The 18,196-nt window shown below is 58.6% G+C and carries 18 protein-coding genes and 1 pseudogene; 16 read left to right on the top strand and 3 right to left on the bottom strand.

All coding sequences use genetic code 11. The annotated features are described in order from the left end of the window. Positions 1-17 precede the first annotated feature (17 nt). The 8 genes from K290_RS0119795 (at position 18) to K290_RS0119755 (ending at position 8,108) form a co-directional block, all read left to right on the top strand. Entirely contained in the window at positions 18-1,016 is a 999-nt protein-coding gene (locus K290_RS0119795; protein WP_051264136.1) for a substrate-binding domain-containing protein, read from the top strand. A gap of 64 nt (positions 1,017-1,080) precedes the next feature. Then, positions 1,081-2,115, top strand: a complete 1,035-nt coding sequence (locus K290_RS0119790) for an aldo/keto reductase (protein WP_013984674.1) — start codon at positions 1,081-1,083, stop codon at positions 2,113-2,115. A 5-nt stretch (positions 2,116-2,120) separates the two neighbouring features. Beyond that, a complete protein-coding gene (oiaX, locus tag K290_RS0119785; protein WP_028753506.1) occupies positions 2,121-3,404 on the top strand; it encodes a 3-oxo-isoapionate-4-phosphate decarboxylase OiaX in 1,284 nt (427 codons plus the stop codon). Between the two features lie 3 nt (positions 3,405-3,407). After that, positions 3,408-4,388 (top strand): aldo/keto reductase, encoded by a 981-nt coding sequence (locus K290_RS0119780; protein WP_013984676.1) that lies wholly within the window; start codon positions 3,408-3,410, stop codon positions 4,386-4,388. Positions 4,389-4,509: 121 nt separating this feature from the next. After that, entirely contained in the window at positions 4,510-5,466 is a 957-nt protein-coding gene (locus K290_RS0119775) for an L-threonylcarbamoyladenylate synthase (protein WP_013984677.1), read from the top strand. Positions 5,467-5,723: 257 nt separating this feature from the next. After that, on the top strand, positions 5,724-6,767 hold the full coding sequence (locus K290_RS0119765) for an aldo/keto reductase (protein ID WP_013984678.1): 1,044 nt from the start codon (positions 5,724-5,726) through the stop codon (positions 6,765-6,767). Next, positions 6,764-7,270, top strand: a complete 507-nt coding sequence (locus K290_RS0119760; protein ID WP_234705240.1) for a hypothetical protein — start codon at positions 6,764-6,766, stop codon at positions 7,268-7,270. Before K290_RS0119765 ends, K290_RS0119760 begins: the two co-directional genes overlap by 4 nt. Next, positions 7,242-8,108, top strand: coding sequence for an N-acyl homoserine lactonase family protein (locus K290_RS0119755; RefSeq protein WP_028003125.1), 867 nt, complete (start codon positions 7,242-7,244; stop codon positions 8,106-8,108). The genes K290_RS0119760 and K290_RS0119755 overlap by 29 nt, the downstream gene beginning before the upstream one ends. A gap of 105 nt (positions 8,109-8,213) precedes the next feature. On the opposite strand, the pseudogene K290_RS37370 reads toward K290_RS0119755, so the two are convergent. Further along, positions 8,214-8,378: pseudogene (locus K290_RS37370) on the bottom strand (Re/Si-specific NAD(P)(+) transhydrogenase subunit alpha); the annotation flags it as partial. Positions 8,379-8,601: 223 nt separating this feature from the next. Here K290_RS37370 and K290_RS0119745 point away from each other — a divergent pair. Then, positions 8,602-9,375: a DeoR/GlpR family DNA-binding transcription regulator gene (locus K290_RS0119745; RefSeq protein WP_013984680.1), complete on the top strand. Its 774-nt coding sequence runs from the start codon at positions 8,602-8,604 to the stop codon at positions 9,373-9,375. 112 nt (positions 9,376-9,487) lie between these two features. Here the strand turns inward: K290_RS0119745 and K290_RS0119740 are convergent, their stop codons facing one another. Next, positions 9,488-10,189: a RibD family protein gene (locus K290_RS0119740; protein WP_028003124.1), complete on the bottom strand. Its 702-nt coding sequence runs from the start codon at positions 10,187-10,189 to the stop codon at positions 9,488-9,490. A gap of 31 nt (positions 10,190-10,220) precedes the next feature. After that, on the bottom strand, positions 10,221-11,072 hold the full coding sequence (locus K290_RS0119735; RefSeq protein ID WP_028003123.1) for an SDR family NAD(P)-dependent oxidoreductase: 852 nt from the start codon (positions 11,070-11,072) through the stop codon (positions 10,221-10,223). Between the two features lie 449 nt (positions 11,073-11,521). Between K290_RS0119735 and K290_RS0119730 the strand changes: the two genes are divergently transcribed. From K290_RS0119730 to K290_RS0119700, 7 genes are all read left to right on the top strand, one after another. Further along, positions 11,522-12,304 carry an SDR family NAD(P)-dependent oxidoreductase gene (locus tag K290_RS0119730; RefSeq protein WP_028753504.1) on the top strand — a complete coding sequence of 261 codons (783 nt, stop codon included), beginning with the start codon at positions 11,522-11,524 and terminating at the stop codon, positions 12,302-12,304. A gap of 11 nt (positions 12,305-12,315) precedes the next feature. Continuing rightward, a complete protein-coding gene (locus tag K290_RS0119725) occupies positions 12,316-13,059 on the top strand; it encodes an SDR family oxidoreductase (RefSeq protein WP_028753503.1) in 744 nt (247 codons plus the stop codon). Positions 13,060-13,408: 349 nt separating this feature from the next. Next, the gene (locus tag K290_RS0119720) at positions 13,409-14,314 is read left to right on the top strand and encodes a LysR family transcriptional regulator (protein WP_028753502.1); all 906 of its coding nucleotides are present in this window, start codon (positions 13,409-13,411) and stop codon (positions 14,312-14,314) included. Between the two features lie 245 nt (positions 14,315-14,559). Beyond that, positions 14,560-16,116, top strand: a complete 1,557-nt coding sequence (locus tag K290_RS0119715) for an aminoacyl-histidine dipeptidase (protein WP_245276591.1) — start codon at positions 14,560-14,562, stop codon at positions 16,114-16,116. A 9-nt stretch (positions 16,117-16,125) separates the two neighbouring features. Next, positions 16,126-16,593, top strand: coding sequence for a cupin domain-containing protein (locus K290_RS0119710; protein ID WP_028753500.1), 468 nt, complete (start codon positions 16,126-16,128; stop codon positions 16,591-16,593). Continuing rightward, positions 16,593-16,997, top strand: a complete 405-nt coding sequence (locus K290_RS0119705; RefSeq protein WP_028753499.1) for a cupin domain-containing protein — start codon at positions 16,593-16,595, stop codon at positions 16,995-16,997. Before K290_RS0119710 ends, K290_RS0119705 begins: the two co-directional genes overlap by 1 nt. Positions 16,998-17,089: 92 nt before the next feature. Further along, a complete protein-coding gene (locus K290_RS0119700; protein ID WP_028753498.1) occupies positions 17,090-18,160 on the top strand; it encodes a sugar ABC transporter substrate-binding protein in 1,071 nt (356 codons plus the stop codon). Positions 18,161-18,196: the final 36 nt, after the last annotated feature.

Raw genomic sequence — 18,196 nt, 5'->3', positions numbered from 1 at the left:
CCAGAGGAGAATATGAAATGCAGATGTCTAGGAGGAACCTGCTCAATGCGGGTGTGGGTATGGCAATCGCCGTAGCGACGTTGGCTGGCGGGAACTTCGCCTTCGCGCAGGACAAAATTCGGATCGCGGCTCTCTCGTTCGGTGAGTCCGGCGAGTACATGAAGGCTTGGTCGACGGAAATCCAGAACCATCCCGCCGTCAAATCGGGCGAGGTCGAGATCACCGTTTTCGACGGCAAGTATGATCCACTGACACAGGCGAACCAGATCGACACAGCGATCACCCAACAATTCAACGCGATCATCATGTCACCGTTCGACCTCGAGGCCTCGGCGCCGCCGATCGAAAAGGCCGCCGAAGCGAAAATCCCGCTTATCGTGTCGGCGCTCAAGACCAAGTCGACGAAATACACCGCGTCCATCATCGTTAACGATACCGAAGGCGGCCAGATCATCGCTGAGGAACTCGCCAAGCGCCTTCCGAACGGCGGCAACGTCGTCCTCATGGAGGGTCCGATCGGCCAGTCGGCCCAGATCGAGCGCCGCGCAGGCATCGACGCTGGTCTCGCCAAGTTCCCGAACCTCAAGCTCATCGAAGACAAGACAGGCAACTGGAGCCGCGCCGAGGGTCAGGCGCTCATGGAGAACTGGTTGCTCGCACACCCGGGTGAGATCAACGGCGTCCTTGCGGAAAACGACGAGATGGCGCTTGGCGCGATCGAAGCCATGAAGAGCGCCGGCATCGATCTCAAGACCGTTCCCGTTCTTGCGATCGACGGCATTCCGGACGCAAAGCGCGCCGTGAAGAAGGGCGAGATGGCGGTCAGCCTCTACAAGTACGCCCGCGCCGAAGGCCAGGGCGCGGTCGACCTCGCACTGCGGGCGATCAAGGGCGAGAGCTACAAGCCGCAGTCCGAAATCTGGGGCTCGCTGATGGAATGGAAGGGCGGCACCGAGAAGGACTACGTCGTGCCGTGGCTCGTGCTCGATTCCACCAATGTCGAGAAGTACATGTAATCGGACAACGGCGGACGGCCCATACGGCCGTCCGCCTTACACCAGGGAAATAGGATCGACCATCATGTTGAAGAGAAAAGTTGGAAAGACCGATGTGACGCTGACCTCGCTAGGGCTGGGTACCTCGCCGCTCGGTGGGTGCAATGTCGATGTGAGCTTCCAGACTTTCGAGGCGGTCGTCCTCAAGGCATACGACTTGGGTGTCCGCTATTTCGACACCGCGCCCCTTTACGGCCTTGGAAAGTCCGAGCATTCCCTCGGCCATGTCCTTCGCAACAACGATCTCATCGGCAAGGTCGTGGTCAGCACCAAGGCGGGGCGGATACTCAAGCCGGAAAGCCGCGCAAAGCGCGCCGAGAGCCTTTACGGCATCGACTGGGTGAAGGCGCTGCCATTTGTCGATGACTACGACTATTCCTATGACGGCATCATGCGCGCTTTCGAAGATAGCCAGCAGCGCCTGGGTATGGACCACATTGACATCCTCTATCTCCACGACGTGAGCGGCGAATGGCACCGCGAGGCGTATAGCACCCACCTTTCGGCGCTGAGATCGAGCGGTTACAAGGCGTGTGACGAGCTGCGCAGCACAGGCTCCGTGAAGGCCATCGGCCTCGGCGTCAATGAAACCGCGTCGGTCCTGCAGGTGGCAGAGGAATTTGATCTCGACTGCTCCATGGTCGCCGGGCGCTACACCCTGCTCAACCACGGCGCTCTCGACCATTTCTATCCAGAAATGCAGCGTCGCGGCATCGGTATCATTGCGGCTGGCATCTACAACTCCGGCATCCTCGCCGAGGGTAGCAAGTCGATGACAACCACCCGCACCTACGATTGCCAGCCCGCGCCTGAAGCGATCGTCCGCAAGGTCGAGGCGCTCGAAGCCGTCTGCGAGCGCCATGGCGTCTCGCTTGCGACTGCAGCGACACAATTTGTCTACGCACATCCTGCAGTGACCGCGGTGGTACAGGGAGCGCTGGCGCCCGAACACGTCGCCGCAAACGTCGCCGCGATCTCGACGCCGGTTCCGGCTGCGTTCTGGGCCGACCTGAAGTCGTCCGGCCTCATCCCTGAAGCCGCGCCAGTTCCGGAGGCATGATAGCGATGGATCTGGCTCAGCGCAGGCCCTCGGACATTCTGGTCACCTATCGGATTGAGACCGCCGGGAGCGCTGAGGCCTTGGCGGTCAAGATCGGAAGCGACCAGTCGACGGGTACATTTGTTGACCTGCCCGGAGAGACGCCGCAACTGAAGGCGCGCGCGGCCGCGCGCGTGGTCGCTTTCGAGAAACTGGACTCTGTCGAGGTTCCCTCGCTCCCTGCAGCGGGCGAAGTCTTCAACCGAGCGGAGACAACAATCGCCTATCCCCTGGAGGCCGTCGGAACTGACCTCGCGGCAGTCACCACGGTTGCATTGGGCGGGGTCTGGTCGATCAAGGAATTCACCGGGCTGAGGGTCATCGGCCTGCAGCTGCCTCCAGAGTTTGAAGGCGTCTACCCGGGGCCTCAATTTGGGATCGAAGGCTCCCGGCGTCTGACCGGCGTCTACAATAGGCCAATCATCGGCACGATCATCAAGCCCGCGCTCGGCCTCACCCCGGACGAAACGGCGCAGGTGGTTGCTGAACTCGTCGCGTCCGGTGTCGACTTCATCAAGGACGACGAGAAACTGATGTCGCCACCGTACTCCTCGTTGGAGGCGCGGGTGAAAGCGATCATGCCGATCATCCGGGATCAGGAGCAGCGCACCGGCAAGAAGGTGATGTATGCCTTCGGCATTTCCGACGTCGATCCCGACGAGATGGTTCGCAAGCACGACTTGGTCGTGCGCGAGGGTGGAAACGCCGCTGTCATCAACATCAATTCGATCGGCATGGGCGCTTTTCTGTTCCTGCGTCGGCGGTCGTCCCTTGTCTTGCACGCCCATCGCAACGGCTGGGATCTTCTCACCCGACATCCTGGTCTTGGGTTCGATTTCTCGGTCTACCAACAGCTTTGGCGACTTCTCGGCGTCGACCAATTCCAGATCAACGGCATTGCCGCCAAATACTGGGAGCCGGACGCGTCTTTCGTTCAGTCGTTCCATGATCTCCAGAAACCGATCTTCAGTGATGCCGACCGCCCGTTACCGGTCGTTTGTTCGGGTCAATGGGGTGGACAGGCGCCTGAGACCTATCGAAGGACGGAGCAGACGCTTGACCACCTTTACCTTTGTGGTGGTGGCGTCGTCAGCCATCCCGGCGGGCCGTCGGCAGGTGTCAGAGCGGTTCGTGCGGCCTGGGATGCCGCGGTCGCCGGAATCGATCTCCATGCATATGCCAAATCTCATCCAGAGCTGGCGCAGTCGCTCGCCAAGTTCGGCTCTAAAACCGTATCAGAAGGAAGATGACAGATGGAATATCGTCAGCTTGGCCGGTCAGGTCTCAAAATTTCGCAACTGGTTCTTGGTTGCATGAGTTTCGGCGTCGCCGATCGCGGCAACCATGCTTGGACCTTGTCCGAAGACGACAGTAGGCCATTTATCAAAGAGGCACTCGAACAGGGCATAAACTGCTTCGACACGGCCAATGCCTACTCGGACGGCACCAGCGAGGAGATCATCGGCAAGCTGCTCAGGGAGATGGTGCAGCGTGATGAGGTTGTCATTGCCACCAAGGTCTACGGCAAGATGCGCAACGGAGCGAATGCGGTCGGACTTTCCCGCAAAGCAATCATCGCGGAGGCTGAGGCCAGCCTCAAGCGGCTGGCGACCGACTACATCGACCTCTACCAAATTCATTTCTGGGACAATTCGACCCCGATCGAAGAGACGCTGGAAGCGCTGACCGATCTCGTTCGAAGCGGCAAGGTTCGCTACATCGGAGCCAGCAATTGTTACGCATGGCAATTTGCGCGCGCGCTCTACAAGTCGGACGCTGCCGGATGGTCGCGTTTCGTTTCGATGCAAGCTCAGATGAACCTCCTTTATCGCGAGGAAGAGCGGGAGATGTTGCCGCTCTGTAAAGCTGAAGGGGTGGGGATCATCGCGTTCAGTCCGCTGGCTCGCGGGCGCCTCAGCCGGCCTTGGGAGGAAAGCAGTTTGAGGTCCGAGACCGACAATGTCACCGCTCGGTTCTACGGTCACGCGGACGAGGCGGATCGCCGCGTCGTAGACGTCGTCGCAAAGATTGCAGAGGACAAGAACGTCCCGCGATCCCTCGTTGCGATGGCGTGGCTTAACACAAAGGCGGGCGTGACGGCTCCTATAATCGGCGCAACGAAGCTACAGCATCTGAAGGATGCCGTCGCTTCCTTGGCCGTCAAGCTAAGCGACGACGAGGTCCGCGAACTCGAGGAGCCATACGTGCCGCATAGCGTAGTCGGCTTGAACTGAGTTTGGCTCAGCGGGGACGACGTTGAGGCTGTCAGGAGGCACGCCGAACCGGGCCTCCTGAGCCAATGGCTTTGGTCGTATCGATCTCTGCTCCCTTCCAGAACCAGCGCGAGGAAAAAAGATGGCCACCACCCGTCATTTTGACGTCAGCGACAGCGCGATTGAAGCTGCCGCCCGGCTCATGCGAAATGGCGAAGTTGTCGCGTTTCCGACGGAGACGGTTTACGGGCTCGGCGCGGACGCCAGCAGCCCCGCCGGGATCGAGCGCATCTATGAAGCCAAAGGACGCCCGCGGCATAATCCCCTGATTATCCACGTTTCGGACGTGGAAATGGCGCGCAGGATGGCACATTTCAATCCGGAGGCAGAGTTGGCTGCTGCCAGCTTTTGGCCGGGACCTCTGACATTGCTCCTGCCAAAGCGGGAAGACGCGGGGCTCGCAACCGCAGTTACCGCGGGCATGAAAAATGTCGCAATCCGATTTCCCTCGTCGAGTGTCGCCCAACGGCTGATCCGGGCCGTCGGATTTCCGGTGGCAGCGCCTTCAGCCAATCGTTCCGGGAAGGTCACCTCGACCCGCTTCGTGGAAGTTGTCCGCCAGTTGGACGGACGGATTTCGGGAATCGTGGAAGAAGACATATGCGATCACGGCCTGGAATCGACTATTCTGTCTTTGGTCGGATCTCCGATCATTCTACGCCACGGGTCAGTTCCGCGGGAGGCACTGGAAGCTTTACTCGGCCCGATTGACGAGGACACTGGGCCCCAAAAAGTCTCGGCACCAGGCCAGCTAAAGAGCCATTATGCTCCGGAAGCCGCCGTTCAGATGAATGTCGACCGTCCTGCCGCCAATATGGTCTGGGTCGGTTTCGGACCGGAGTGCGAGGGCTGTCAATTGACGCTGTCTTCTTCCGGTGACCTTCAGGAAGCTGCCCGCAACCTCTACACCGCCATGAGTGAAGCCGACGCCTTGGCCGGCGCGAGTGACGTTATTGCATTCGCCCCTGTGCCTCTGATTGGCCTTGGCAGGGCAATCAACGATCGGCTGAGACGAGCTGCCGCGCCCCGTTGCGCGTAGGCGGCATTTTTAAGCAATTCGCAAAATGCGGATGGCGGCATGCAAAAAACGCTTGCCTCTATAGGTATGACCTTATACCTTACACCTTGCCGATTGAGGAGTCAGGCCACGGAGGTCCATCAAGCATTTCTGGTGTGGTTGGCGGCAGACGCCGGCGACATGACACGCATTTGGGACACGGGCTTTACCCGAACAATGACGGCATGGCGGAAGCTACATCGCTTCGACGCCTCCTATCGACATCTAGGGATGATCACATGACCGAACTTGAAACTAGGCCGCTCGGAAAAAGCAAAGTGCAGGTAACTTCGCTTGGGCTAGGCACAGTGCCGCTCTCTGGCTTCAACGCCGATGTCTCCTACGACGAATTCGAAGCGACGATCCTCGCCGGGTATGCGGCCGGCATCCGCTATTTCGATTGCGCGCCGATGTATGGATTCGGCAAGTCGGAGCATTATCTTGGCCATGCCCTCAGGGCGAACAAGCTGCGCGAAAACGTGGTGGTAAGCACCAAAGTCGGACGCGTATTGAAGCCCGCAAGCAGGACGAAGAAGTTAGAGACCGTCTACGGCATCGAGTGGATCGACCCGCTTCCGTTTCTCGATACCTACGATTACACCTATGACGGCGTGATGCGTGCATTCGAAGACAGCCAACAGCGCCTCGGCCTAGACTATATTGACGTTCTTCTCGTGCATGACGTTGGTCGGGCATGGCACGGCGACCAGAGCGAATTCTATTGGAACCAGTTGCGGGCCTCCGGTTACAAGGCACTGGACGAACTTCGCTCCAGCGGAGCCGTATCGGCCATTGGTCTGGGTGTCAACGAGACCGAGTCTGTCGTGGGTGTCGCCCGTGAATTTCCGATCGACTGCTCGTTGATCGCCGGCCGCTACACCCTTTTGAATCATGCCCCGCTTGAGGCCGCGTTCGACGAGTTGCTCCAGCGGAACGTCTCCGTGATCGCCGGCGGGATCTTCAATTCCGGGATCCTCGCGACCGGCGTAAGCGGTCCCGCGGCCACTTACGATTACGGCAAGGTTCCGGCGGCCGTCGTCGAAAAGGTCAAGGCCATCGAGAGCATTTGCTTAAGATATGCGGTGAGCTTGCCTGCAGCGGCGATGCAATTCGTCTATGCGCATCCGGCAGTGGCCACGCTGGTCATGGGTGCAAAGAGCGCATTGGAAGTCGAGCAGAACGTCAAGGCGATCAACGAGACAATACCCGCTGCATTTTGGGACGCTTTGACTGAGGCGAGCCTTCTTCCGTCAAACGCTCCGCTGCCGACGGCTGTACGATGATGGCCAGCGGAGGCACCGTTTTCGGCGGCTTCCGCTGTGAAGCGCTCGTGGGTTCGGTTCCATCGCCGGAGGCGCGCGCATGCCTCGAGGCGCTCGTCAGGACATATGGCGAGCTCCTCGCGATCTACTCCTTCATGCATATGGCATTGAGGGAGAAGAGCATGCGCCTCTTGATTGGAGAACTCGCCAATCGCGCCACAGAGATAAAGCGATCCGTCCGTTCCTCGCTTGCGGGCTTGCGCGGTCTCGCGGGGCAGGGCCACGCACTCTCCCATCTTGGACGGGCAGATGGCCTGCTTGTCGAGGCGGAGGAGCACCTGCAGCGCGGTGTCCTGGTTTCAGATGCACCCCTGCTGGGGCTGCTTTCAAATGCGGCGATCGAGCTGAAACGATCGGCCGCCATCTTAGGCACGTCGACCTTCGACACGACAGCATGCTGTGGAGGGTCCCTACTTGGACATGGGGAGGAAGACCATGGGAACGCATTCGATCTGGGTGCTTGAATACTCTCGAAGCCCGGTGCACCCGGTCAGCGGGGTTTTTTACGGCGCCCATAATCAGGGCACGATGAACCTGCCGTTCGCATACATACTCATCAAGTCAGGAGATGCAGTCGTTCTGGTCGATGCCGGTCACGACGCCGCCGATTTCGGAGGCCAGATCGCCAACTCAATCGGCGTTACCGGTTGGACGCCTCCGGAAATCGTTCTCGGGGAATGCGGGATCAGGCCCCAAGACGTCACGCATGTCATCCTCACGCACGCGCACTTCGATCACATTGGCGGCCTAAAGTTCTTCCCAAATGCTAAGATTTTCATTCAGAAGAAAGAATTGGAATCCTGGATGTGGATTCTGGCAAAGGGTCGGCGCTTCCGTTCATTGCAGGCCGGACTGAATCCGGCGGATATCCTCTATCTGACCCAGGCAAATATCGAAGGCCGCCTGGAACTGGTGGAGGGAGAGCGGGAAAACCTAGTGCCAGGCGTTCATGTCTATCCGGCATTCGACACCCATACCGCAGGATCGCAATATGTGGTGGTGGAGACGGGCGGTGGAGACGGCAAGTTTGTCCTGTCCGGCGACGTCATCTACACCTACAGCAACCTCACGGGTGAGGACGCCACCGATCCCTGCTTTGTGCCGCCGGGCCTTGCCAATGGCAGCCAGACACGTCTGATCGAGTCCGCCGAGGAGATGCTCAAAATCGTTGGTATGGACGAACGACGAATCGTTCCCATGCACGAGGAGCAGCTGTCAAAAATCTATCCGTCGCGCCTGACGGATCGCCAGCTCATGCTCGTCGAGATTTGTGTGGCCGACGGAGACGTATCAAGAGTTTGATCGATTTGAAGCAGCGCGAACACCAAGCCGCATCGTTCACAATCGTCCTCCCAAGGCGATAAGCAGAGAAAAGGCCGGGTGTCAGTGACACAGGCCTTTACCAAACACCTTGCCCGCTGCGGTGATCTGCCGGTGAAGAAGCCCTATATTCGCGCCCGCTTTGATGACGGCCCGGTAGCCCGCGATGTTGACCATGGAGGACAAGGCCTCCATCTTCCGTGCGCGGCTGACGCGCGGGACCATCTCCATGGCGATGACATTTGCGCTTGAACCCCCAAACCATCCTGTTTCGTTACAAAATGAGCGCCTTCGGCCATGCATGGAGCGGTGCAATCGCGCCATCATGCGTCTTCACGTGTCCCAGTATGCCAGCAGCGTCAGTGGCGTTGTCGAATAGAGCAAGACAAACTAACGAAAAATGATGTTTGCATGTGATTTGTAGCGGCGGATCTTGATGTTAAAGGATCGGATTAGTGCGCCGGAGGACTAAAATATGAAGAGAGATGATCGGAGGCAGGCCATTATGGACCTGTTGGTCGCGCAGAGGGTGGTGGATCTCGACGACCTATCCGATCGGTTCGCTGTATCCAAGATGACCATCCACCGGGATCTAGATGATCTTGAGCGGGCAGGGATGCTTCGCAAGGTCCGTGGCGGGGCAACGATCGAGGCAGGAGGCCATTTCGAAAGCGATTTCCGGTTTCGCCAGCAGCAGGAGGGCGAGGCCAAGCGCCGGATGGCCGAGGCCGCCCTTGAACTCGTCGAGCCCGGCATGACGGTGATGGTCAACGACGGATCTATGGCGTCGGTGCTCGGGGAATTGCTGCCACAGAGGAGGCCGCTGACGGTGATCACCAACAATGCGGCGGTCATCGATCGGCTCAAGACGGAATCAGGGATCAACCTGATTGCGGTCGGTGGACGCTATTCGATGAAGTTCAATGGTTTTTTCGGCGTCGTCGCCGAACAGGCACTGTCGCGTCTCAGCGCCGACATCGCCTTTATCTCAACGCCGGCAGTTTCTGGATTGCGCGTCTACCATATGGATGATGACGTTGTCCGCTCGAAGCGAGCGATGATTGCAAGCGCCGCGCGTCGCTGCCTGCTCTTAAACCATAAGCGCTTCAATCATACCGCTCTTCATGTCCTGGCCACCATTGACGAGTTCGAAGTTATCATCACCGACCAGGAACCGTCAGTCGACGTCCGCGCGGCTTTGGAAGGAGCCAATGTGCCACTTCGAGTGGCATCGCAGGAGAGCAAGTGAATATCGCCAACAATCCTTCGGATAGATGCCGCGCAAGGCGGCACCTGTCCATCTCAAGCTGGGCCCTCCGATTGGGGGGATCCCTTCTACAGTCTTCTCCTATGGACGTCTCCTACGGACGTCCCACGCGATATCTCAGATGGACGGAGCCGAGGCCAGCGGCTTCGGCGCTGATAAACGTGAGCCTCGCCCCGCCGGCAAGCCCATCCTCACCGCCCTCGAATATGGCCGGTGTATTCGACTTGCCTCCGATCGCAGGGAAGATGACTAGGCTGACCTCGTCAACAAGACCCGCATCCAAGAAATTGCCATTAGTTTGCGCCCCGCCTTCCAGCATCAAGCGCTTCACACCGAACTCGGTTCCGAGAACGTCGAGCGCGTTTTTCAGATCGACGCCATCTTTCTCCGATACGATATAGGAAACGCCAGCCTGGGTGAGGCCCGCCAGGTAAGCATCATCCACGTCAGATCCTGTCAGGACGACAAGGTGAGCCCCCTCAATGTCGTTCTTGTCCCAGCGTAGCCGACCGTCCTTATCAACGATAACAGCGAACTCGTCGGCATCCGGGTTGGCGATATGGATCGGTCGCGCGGCCGTGCCGGTTGTTTGATAGGGATGGTCGACGGCGTCCGCGAACTCTTCTCCCGTCGCTCTTCCCGAAAGCCAGGCGTCGGCGCCGATCTTCTCATGCAGGTCGTCATAGATCTTCACGAGCTCATCGACCGAATGGCCGGTTGCCTCGGCCCAATCATTGACGATCAATCGGCCATCCAGCGGCGACATCATGTGACAGATTACATAGGGTCTAGGCATTGGACTACGCTCCTCTACAAACATTCCACCGTCAGTGGCCTACCTTCAACCAGGCTGCAAATTTATCCATCCAGTCGGGGTGCCAGCGTGAAAGGGCCGGCCGGTTCAGGATCATGTCGTCGGCCGCCCAGCGGATCCGTCTGGCATCGATCGCAGACGTGACCGCGTTATCAGGACAAATGATGTAAAAGTCCTCGTCGAGCAGACGGGCCAGGAAGTATTCCACCAGCTGCTCTGCGGTCCATGCCTCATCGGGCCTGGCAGCGCCCTTCGGCTTGAGTGCGATGTTCATGGGTGTCCACGTGTAGCCAGGGACGAGGAGATGAGCCGATACACGACCTCCCGTCTCCTTCAAAAGCTCGTGCGACAGCTGTTCGGTCAGCACCTTGACAGCTGCCTTTGCCACCGAATAGGCGGCATTGCCTGGAGGAGTTGTAATTCCTTCCTTGGAGCCGAGGTTGACGACCGCCGATGGTCGGGCTGCCTTGATCAGGTAGGGCACGAAGACGTGTTGTGCGGCTAAAACACCTCCGAAGTTTACATCGATCTGGCGTCGCCACTTTACAGGATCATCCCAGGGGCCGGCTCCTTGCGTAATGCCCGCGTTGTTTACAAGGATGGCCACGTCGCCAAACCGAGAGAGCGTTTCGTCCTGCAACCTCGTCAGTGTCGATAGATCCGAGACGTCGCCGCTCACAACCAGAGTGTCCGTATCGAGTGTCGAGGTAACATCATCAAGTGCGTGGGTGTCGAGATCCAACAATGCGAGCTTCATGCCGCGGGCCGCGAGAGCCCTCGCGATTGCCAAGCCGATGCCCTTCGCAGCTCCCGTGATGACCGCAACGCGGCCAGGAGCAACGATACTGTTCATTCTCTCGCTCATCTTTGTCTTTCCCGTCATTGGACGTCACCGCTGGAAGGTGTGCCGGACACGCCGTCGCGGTGGATTTTCTCGGCCGAAGGCACCAGCGCAAGAAGCGCACCAGCGCTACGCGGGCGCTTGTGTGGTCGGACCATATCTGCTGGCTGCGAACGACAGCTCATCCTCCTAACAACATAGGCCACTCCGCCGACCACTTGAAGTGAGCTGGATCGCACGCACCGATGAGGGGTGTTCACTCTTGGGTGCCTTCGTGACGTCGGGAATGCCTCGTCAATTTGGCTGCGGACGCGACCAAAAGGTTCCTCACTCCTGGTATCTGCCAGATCGGTGGTTGATTTTTGCTCACCGCCCCGATCGATTTTGCTCATGTAACCAACCGGCTCCACGGGCATTAGGTCACCAGCGCCTCGAGGCGATCGTGGTGCTGATAAAACCAAAGGAGTGAAATCATGACTGGTAATAAACCACTCGCAATGGTCACGGGCGGCTCATCTGGAATAGGCTTCGAGCTTGCCAAACAATTCGCCAAGAATGGATTTGACGTTGCTATTTCAGGCTCAAGCGACAAAGTAAACGAGGCCGCCGATGCACTACGAAGCCTTGACGCCGAAGCGTATCCGTTCAAAGCGGATGCCTCGACATACGATGGCGTTGAGGGGTTCTGGACTTTCACGCAGGGGCTGGGGCGCCCACTGGAAGCCGCGGCTCTGAACGTTGGTATCGGTATCGGCGGCGCCTTCGTCGATAACGATCTCGAGGATGAGTTTCGCCTGCTTGCAATCAATGTCACTGGGACCGTCCATATGGCCAAACGCGTCGTCCAACATATGGTCAAGAACGGCCGCGGCAGGATCCTCATCACATCCTCGGTTTCGGCGACCCTGCCCACGCCGTACGAAACCGTCTACGGCCCGTCGAAGGCATTCGGTTACATGTTCGCGGAATCTCTGCGCGAGGAGTTGCGCTCGACCGGGGTCACGGTGACGGCACTCCTTCCGGGCGCCACCAACAGCGACTTCCACGCGAACGCTGGGATGGGCGATACGAAGCTCGGTGGCCAGCAGAAAAACGACAAGACGCTCGTCGCCAAGCAGGGCTTCGAGGCCCTCATGAACGACATCGACCATGTCGTCGGCGGAGACCAGAAAACCAAGCGGCAGGTGTTGGAAAACCGGACAACCCCAGAGCCTGTTAAAGCCGCCCGGCAAGCCGAACTGACCCAACCGCAGTGAAGGAGCACATCATGGCACATCTGAAAGACAAGGTCGCAATCGTCACGGGAGCTTCCTCGGGCATTGGAGCAGCGACCGCCAGAGGATTGGCGGAAAAAGGTGCGCGCGTTGTCCTTGCCGGCCGCAATGAGGAACGCCTCAGTCAGATTGTCGAAGACATCGCCGGTTCGGGAGGTATTGCCAGCTACAAGGTTGCCGATGTCACGGATTTTGAGAGTACCAAGGCCCTCGTCGCATTCGCCACGACGACGTACGGCCCGGTCGATATATTAGTCAACAATGCGGGCCTCATGCTCTTTTCCTATTGGAAGGATGCCGCGGTCGGCGATTGGAACAAGATGATCGATACCAACCTACGTGGCTATCTGCATGCGATTGCCGCCGTTCTGCCGTCGATGTTGGAGCGCCGGTCCGGCCGCATCCTGAATATGAGCTCTATCGCCGGCGTTCATGTCGGCGAGGCGGCAGGCGTTTACGGAGCCACGAAGTTCTTCATACGCGGTATCACCGAAAGCCTCAGAAAGGAGGTGGGCGTGGGAAGTGGGATCCAGGTGTCGATGATCAGCCCTGGCGTGATCGATACCGGCTGGGCCGATAAGGTTCATGACGAGACGGGCAGAAAGATCGCCGGAGAGCTCAACAAGCAGGGTATTCCGCCGTCGTCGGTGGGTGAAGCCGTGGTCTATGCCCTAGATCAGCCCCCGGAGATCACGATCAACGACATTGTCGTCCATCCAACCCGGCAGGACTGGTAGCCGGCGTTTTCGAAAGCTCAGAACTTGAACCTCCGGGACTGCCAGGCCGCCCGCGCGGAGGTGGTATTCGTTCCGACCGGTGCCGTTTCTCGTGGCTGTGGACAAGAGGATCATTGCATGACCATCTAATCCCGGGGGTTCGCATTATTCAGCGACCCGGCCCATCTCCCGTCGTCGCTCCCAGGATCCAACATGAATCAACTAAGATCAAATTTTTGACTGCTTCCGTGCTCATCACATACCAAAGACAGGGTTAGTTGAATTAAGATTGAAGACGCCAGCCGCCTGAAGCAAGGTCGGCGTCGGCAAGGACGATCTTATTCAGTACAAGTGCGAGTATCCATCACTCATGGTATCGACGCGGGCCGATCTGGCCGACCTTGAAACTTTCGTCGCGATCGCGCGGGCGGGGGGGTTCCGAAAGGCCGCCGCGCTTCGCGGCGTTTCCGGCTCCGCTCTCAGCCACTCGATTAGGGGTTTGGAGGCCCGTCTCGGCGTCCGTCTGTTTCATCGGACAAGCAGGAGCATCAGTCTCACCGCCGCCGGCGAAGTACTGCTTGCCGAACTGGAGCCGCATTTCCTCGGCATCCAAGCTGCGATGGATCTCCTGGATAGTTTCAGGAGCGGGCCTACGGGCAGGGTGAGAGTGACCACGCTGCGTGACGCCGCCGAGCTGTTGATCGCACCTCGACTGCACAGTTTTCGCCGCAACTACCCCGATGTCGAGATCGAAGTCAGCGTCGAGGATCGCTTTATCGATATGGTCGCCGAAGGTTTTGACGCGGGCATCCGTTATGGGGGAACAGTTCCCGAGGGGATGATCGCGTCGCGTCTGACGTCCGAACTTGAATGGGTCGTGGTCGGTTCTCCAACCTATCTCAACGAACGAGGGCGGCCCGAGCGGCCGGAAGATCTCTTGACGCACGAGTGCATCCGGATCCGAACCGGTACGGACCACGTCTGCAAATGGGAACTTGGCGACGGCGATCGCATGGTTGCGCTTGACGTTCCCGGACTGCTCACGCTCGGGGATTCAGAACTATCCATCCGCATGGCGCAGGAGGGGGGCGGTCTCTTTTACTGCCTGCGCGCACGCGTCGAGGACAAACTCGCGGCTGGTCTGCTCGAAGTGGTGCTGCCGGACTGGTCGTCTACTGGGCCGGGTTTTCATGCATACTATGTTTCGCACCGACAGGTGCCGTCAGCGCTCCGGACGTTTCTCGACCACCTTAAGGCGCCGCTTTCGGACGATTGAAGTGACGGCTCAAAGCCAGCCCCAAATCGCTGCAGGTGAGAGTCCATTCTTGCCGGGCCCGCGTCAATGGATACGTTAGCTTATACCATAACAGATTCAGATGAAAAAAGCTCATCTATTTTATGAAATATTGCGTTTGAATTAGGAGCTGAAAGCGGAGATGGTTCGATGCGTGGAGGGCATCTGAACCTGGATCGCCTTAGCGCGTAAGATGATCGCGATACGGTTTACGAGGTCGCCGGACTATGTTCGGCGAGCAAAGAAGTATTGCTCAGATGCTGTATTGGGAGGAGGGCCGAATGAGTTTCCCCGCTGGAAAAACTGTAGATAAACGCGATAATTCTATTCTTGCTGGTCTCGAGCCGGCGACCTTCTTTGGTTTTTTCGAAGAGCTAAGTGCGATCCCGCGCGGTTCTTACAACGAGAAGCAGGTTAGCGATCACATCGCCGATTTTGCCCGGGCGCGCGGCTTCGAGGTTTACCAGGACGAGATTTACAATCTCCTCATTAAGAAGCCGGGAACGCCCGGCTACGAAAACTCTCCGACGGTCATTCTTCACGGGCATACCGACATCGTCTGCGAGAGCGATGAGGGTGTTGACCACGACTTTAAAAACGAAGGCATCAAACTTCAGGTTATCGGCGATTTCATCCATGGTACGGGGACAACCCTTGGGGCGGACAACACCGTTGGTGTGGCCTTCGCAATGTCGTTGCTGGCATCCGACGATATCCCGCATCCGCCGCTCGAAGTCGTCCTGACGGTTCAAGAAGAAGTCGGCAAGGGCGGGGCGCAACACTTCGACGGCACAAAGCTTAGCGGTAAGCGCCTTCTCGACATGAACTGGCACGATCCCAAGTCGCTTTTCGCAGGCTGCGCCGGCGATATTTCAGTGCGCTTCAAGATTCCGGTTCAGTGGGAGCCACGCGTTTCGGGGCAGACCGCCCTTTCGTTGCGGATCTCCGGCCTGAGCAGCGGTCATTCCGAATTCGACATCCATCTTGAACGCGCTAACGCGATCGTCCAGCTCGGACGGCTGCTCCGGATTGCCATCCGGGATGCTGGGGCCAACGTAGCCGAAGTCAAGGGTGGCGTGAACCGTTACGTTATCCCGGGTGAGGCGGAGGCGATCATTTCGATCGATGCCTCGCGGATCGCCGATCTCAGACAGAGAATTGAAGCGGAAGCGGCTTCGATTGCGCTTGAGTACAAAGCAAGCGATCCTAACCTCAAGGTCACAGTCAGCGAGTCCAGGAGACAAATTACAGACGTCTTCTCGGCTCAGTCCGCCCGGGCGCTGGTCGATGCCCTGAACCTGCTTCCCAACGGCGTCCAGAGCAAGAGCCTTCAGGTCGAGGGCCTCGTCGAGAGCTCCAACACCGTGGCGTTGCTTTCAAGCGATGAAGAGGCCATCGAAATCGTCAATACGGTCCCAAGCGCCGTCAGCTCCCGTCGCTACAACATCGTCGACAAAATCCGGCAGCTATCAGAACTCATCGGCAACGGCGCGGGCGTGGAGACATTCGCGGATTGCCCGGAATGGCCATACAATCCTCATTCGCGAATGCTCAACGCCGCCAAAGCCGCTTACGAGCGCGAGTTCGGTGAGCAGCCACATGTGGAAGTCTCTCACTCCAGTCTCGAGCTCGGCCTTTTCCGAAAGAAGGTTCCTGACATTGACATGCTGTCGATCGGGCCGGAAGCGTTCGACGTCCACACCACGCGCGAGCGCCTCAACCACACGACAGTCAATTCGACCTGGCGGCTTCTCAAGTCGCTGCTCCGCGAACTCCGGACCTAAGGTACTAAAATGCCAAAACTGCCAAGCTACTTCGGCAATTTCCCACATCCGCCTAGCGAAAAGAAGCCGGTCCATCTGACGCGCGATAGCTACAAGATGTTCATCTATACGGGGACGAAGCCGTATTCGAGCGACCTCAACTACCTGCTCGCCAGCACGGACCAGCAGACCACTGGCATCTATCAGCTCGCGCCGGGAAGCAACTTCGACCCGGCCGACATTCACGCGGGTGACGAGGTGTACTATGTCCTCGAAGGTGTTGTACATCTCCTAAACCCCGGAACCGGGCAGACCGAAGAGCTCGGACCCGGTGACGCGGTGCTTATCCCCAAGGGCGCTCCGCATCGCGGCTATAACTTTAGCGACAAGGCTGCAGTTATCCTGTTTTGCATCGCACCGCGTATCTGGGACGAGAATGGCCCTCCGACCGGTTATGACGGGCCGACGCGCCTCTATAAGCACGAAGGGAGAGCGTGATGAGCCTTGAGAAACTCGGAACCTATCCGGTAGACGGCGCACAGGCGCGCAAGAGGGGCGACCTGGTGAAGGTCGCTAAAAGCGATCGTCTGAACATGGTCTCCGGCCGCGATCATCCCGTTCTTATCCAGTTCTGCGTCAGCAACGATTACATGCACGTCGGAGAACTGACTATCCCTGTGGGTGGCGTTGGACCGCGCGCGAGCGAGCCCGACAGCCATGAAGGGGACGCAGTCTTCTACGTCCTGCAAGGCCCCGCGACCTTCTATTTGGCGGATACCGACGAAACCTTTCACATCCGTGACGGCGAGTCTTTCTTCCTGCCCGGCGGCATCAGCTACCAGTGCCTAAACTACGGCTCCAACCCAATCCGGATGGTCTTCACGATCGCACCGGGACTGTAAGCCGAAGATTTGAATCTCAGATTGCCAAGCTTCGCCGCGGACCCGTTCCGCGGTTGGGAAAACTTTGTCTTGTCACCACCAGGGAGGATCATGTGACAATTTTCAGACGGACGTTAATCTTCGGCGCTGCTCTCGGGCTCACCGCTTCGCTTTCCTTCAGCCCAGCGCTTGCACAGCAGTTGGATTATTCGAAGGTGTTTCCTGGCATCTTGATGGACAAGGACATCAAGCCCACAGGCCAGGAAGTCAAACCCGCTAAGAAGGATAACCGCCCGCTCAAGGTCGGCTTCCTGCCGACGGCGATGGACACCTACTATCAGCGTGTTCTGGCTGGCGTGAAAGAAGAAATCGACAAGCGCGGTGGCGACGGCACTATCCAGCTTTTCGTGCAAGCTCCGAGCAGCCAGTCTGCCACGGACGACCAGATCAGGACCATGGAAGCCTGGATTAACGACGGTGTGGATGCGATCGCCGTTGCCTTATACAACGAAGGCGCGTTGCTGCCCTCCATCCGGCGCGCCACCGAGGCGGGCATTCCGATCTTCCTCTTCAATTCACCCGTCGCGGATAACCCATATTATGTCAGCGATATCGGCTACGACCAGAGTGACGGTGGTCGTGCGCAGGCGCAATGGCTGGTTGACACCTATGGCGACAAGGAAGTCAAGCTCGGGATCCTGGAGGGCCTGCCCGGTCCGCATACGAGCCAGCGCATGAAGGGTTTCAACGAGGTCATCTCGAAGCACCCCAACTTCAAAATCGTCGCTCAGCAGCCGGCTGGCTGGGTGCGTGCCCAAGGCCTGTCGGTGACTGAAAACATGTTCACCGCCAACCCCGATATCGAAGTCCTCGTCGCGCTCTACGACGAGATGGCCCTTGGCGGTCTGCAGGCTCTCAAGGCTAAGGGGCTGAACGGCAAGGTGGCAATCGTCGGCTACGAAAATATGAAGGAAGCCAACGACGCGATCCTCACCGGCGACTTTGCAGCAACGGTCGACACCGGGGCCAAGGAAGAAGGTCGCAACATCATTCGAGCGGTGGATGAGTTCGTGATGAAGGGCACCGCCCTGCCGAAGAAGATCTTCGTGGCGCCCAAAACCTACGATGCGAAGAACATCAAGACCTTCGATCAGAACGACTACGTCTACGTCCAGCAGAAGTAGATGTGACAGTACGCGGCCCCGCCTCGCGCGGGGCCG

The sequence above is a fragment of the Rhizobium leucaenae USDA 9039 genome (assembly GCF_000426285.1).
Taxonomy (GTDB): domain Bacteria; phylum Pseudomonadota; class Alphaproteobacteria; order Rhizobiales; family Rhizobiaceae; genus Rhizobium; species Rhizobium leucaenae.
This window is presented reverse-complemented; position numbering and strand designations above follow the sequence as displayed.

What these genes read in the sequence shown, in the direction of transcription:
- K290_RS0119725 (WP_028753503.1), top strand. Translation starts at nt 12,316, where the DNA reads ATGGCACATCTGAAAGACAAGGTCGCAATCGTCACGGGAGCTTCCTCG.
- K290_RS0119720 (WP_028753502.1), top strand. Translation starts at nt 13,409, where the DNA reads ATGGTATCGACGCGGGCCGATCTGGCCGACCTTGAAACTTTCGTCGCG.
- K290_RS0119795 (WP_051264136.1), top strand. Translation starts at nt 18, where the DNA reads ATGCAGATGTCTAGGAGGAACCTGCTCAATGCGGGTGTGGGTATGGCA.
- K290_RS0119715 (WP_245276591.1), top strand. Translation starts at nt 14,560, where the DNA reads ATGTTCGGCGAGCAAAGAAGTATTGCTCAGATGCTGTATTGGGAGGAG.
- K290_RS0119775 (WP_013984677.1), top strand. Translation starts at nt 4,510, where the DNA reads ATGGCCACCACCCGTCATTTTGACGTCAGCGACAGCGCGATTGAAGCT.
- K290_RS0119705 (WP_028753499.1), top strand. Translation starts at nt 16,593, where the DNA reads ATGAGCCTTGAGAAACTCGGAACCTATCCGGTAGACGGCGCACAGGCG.
- K290_RS0119740 (WP_028003124.1), bottom strand. Translation starts at nt 10,189, where the DNA reads ATGCCTAGACCCTATGTAATCTGTCACATGATGTCGCCGCTGGATGGC.
- K290_RS0119765 (WP_013984678.1), top strand. Translation starts at nt 5,724, where the DNA reads ATGACCGAACTTGAAACTAGGCCGCTCGGAAAAAGCAAAGTGCAGGTA.
- K290_RS0119745 (WP_013984680.1), top strand. Translation starts at nt 8,602, where the DNA reads ATGAAGAGAGATGATCGGAGGCAGGCCATTATGGACCTGTTGGTCGCG.
- K290_RS0119735 (WP_028003123.1), bottom strand. Translation starts at nt 11,072, where the DNA reads ATGAGCGAGAGAATGAACAGTATCGTTGCTCCTGGCCGCGTTGCGGTC.
- K290_RS0119755 (WP_028003125.1), top strand. Translation starts at nt 7,242, where the DNA reads ATGGGAACGCATTCGATCTGGGTGCTTGAATACTCTCGAAGCCCGGTG.
- K290_RS0119710 (WP_028753500.1), top strand. Translation starts at nt 16,126, where the DNA reads ATGCCAAAACTGCCAAGCTACTTCGGCAATTTCCCACATCCGCCTAGC.
- oiaX (WP_028753506.1), top strand. Translation starts at nt 2,121, where the DNA reads ATGGATCTGGCTCAGCGCAGGCCCTCGGACATTCTGGTCACCTATCGG.
- K290_RS0119790 (WP_013984674.1), top strand. Translation starts at nt 1,081, where the DNA reads ATGTTGAAGAGAAAAGTTGGAAAGACCGATGTGACGCTGACCTCGCTA.
- K290_RS0119780 (WP_013984676.1), top strand. Translation starts at nt 3,408, where the DNA reads ATGGAATATCGTCAGCTTGGCCGGTCAGGTCTCAAAATTTCGCAACTG.
- K290_RS0119730 (WP_028753504.1), top strand. Translation starts at nt 11,522, where the DNA reads ATGACTGGTAATAAACCACTCGCAATGGTCACGGGCGGCTCATCTGGA.
- K290_RS0119760 (WP_234705240.1), top strand. Translation starts at nt 6,764, where the DNA reads ATGATGGCCAGCGGAGGCACCGTTTTCGGCGGCTTCCGCTGTGAAGCG.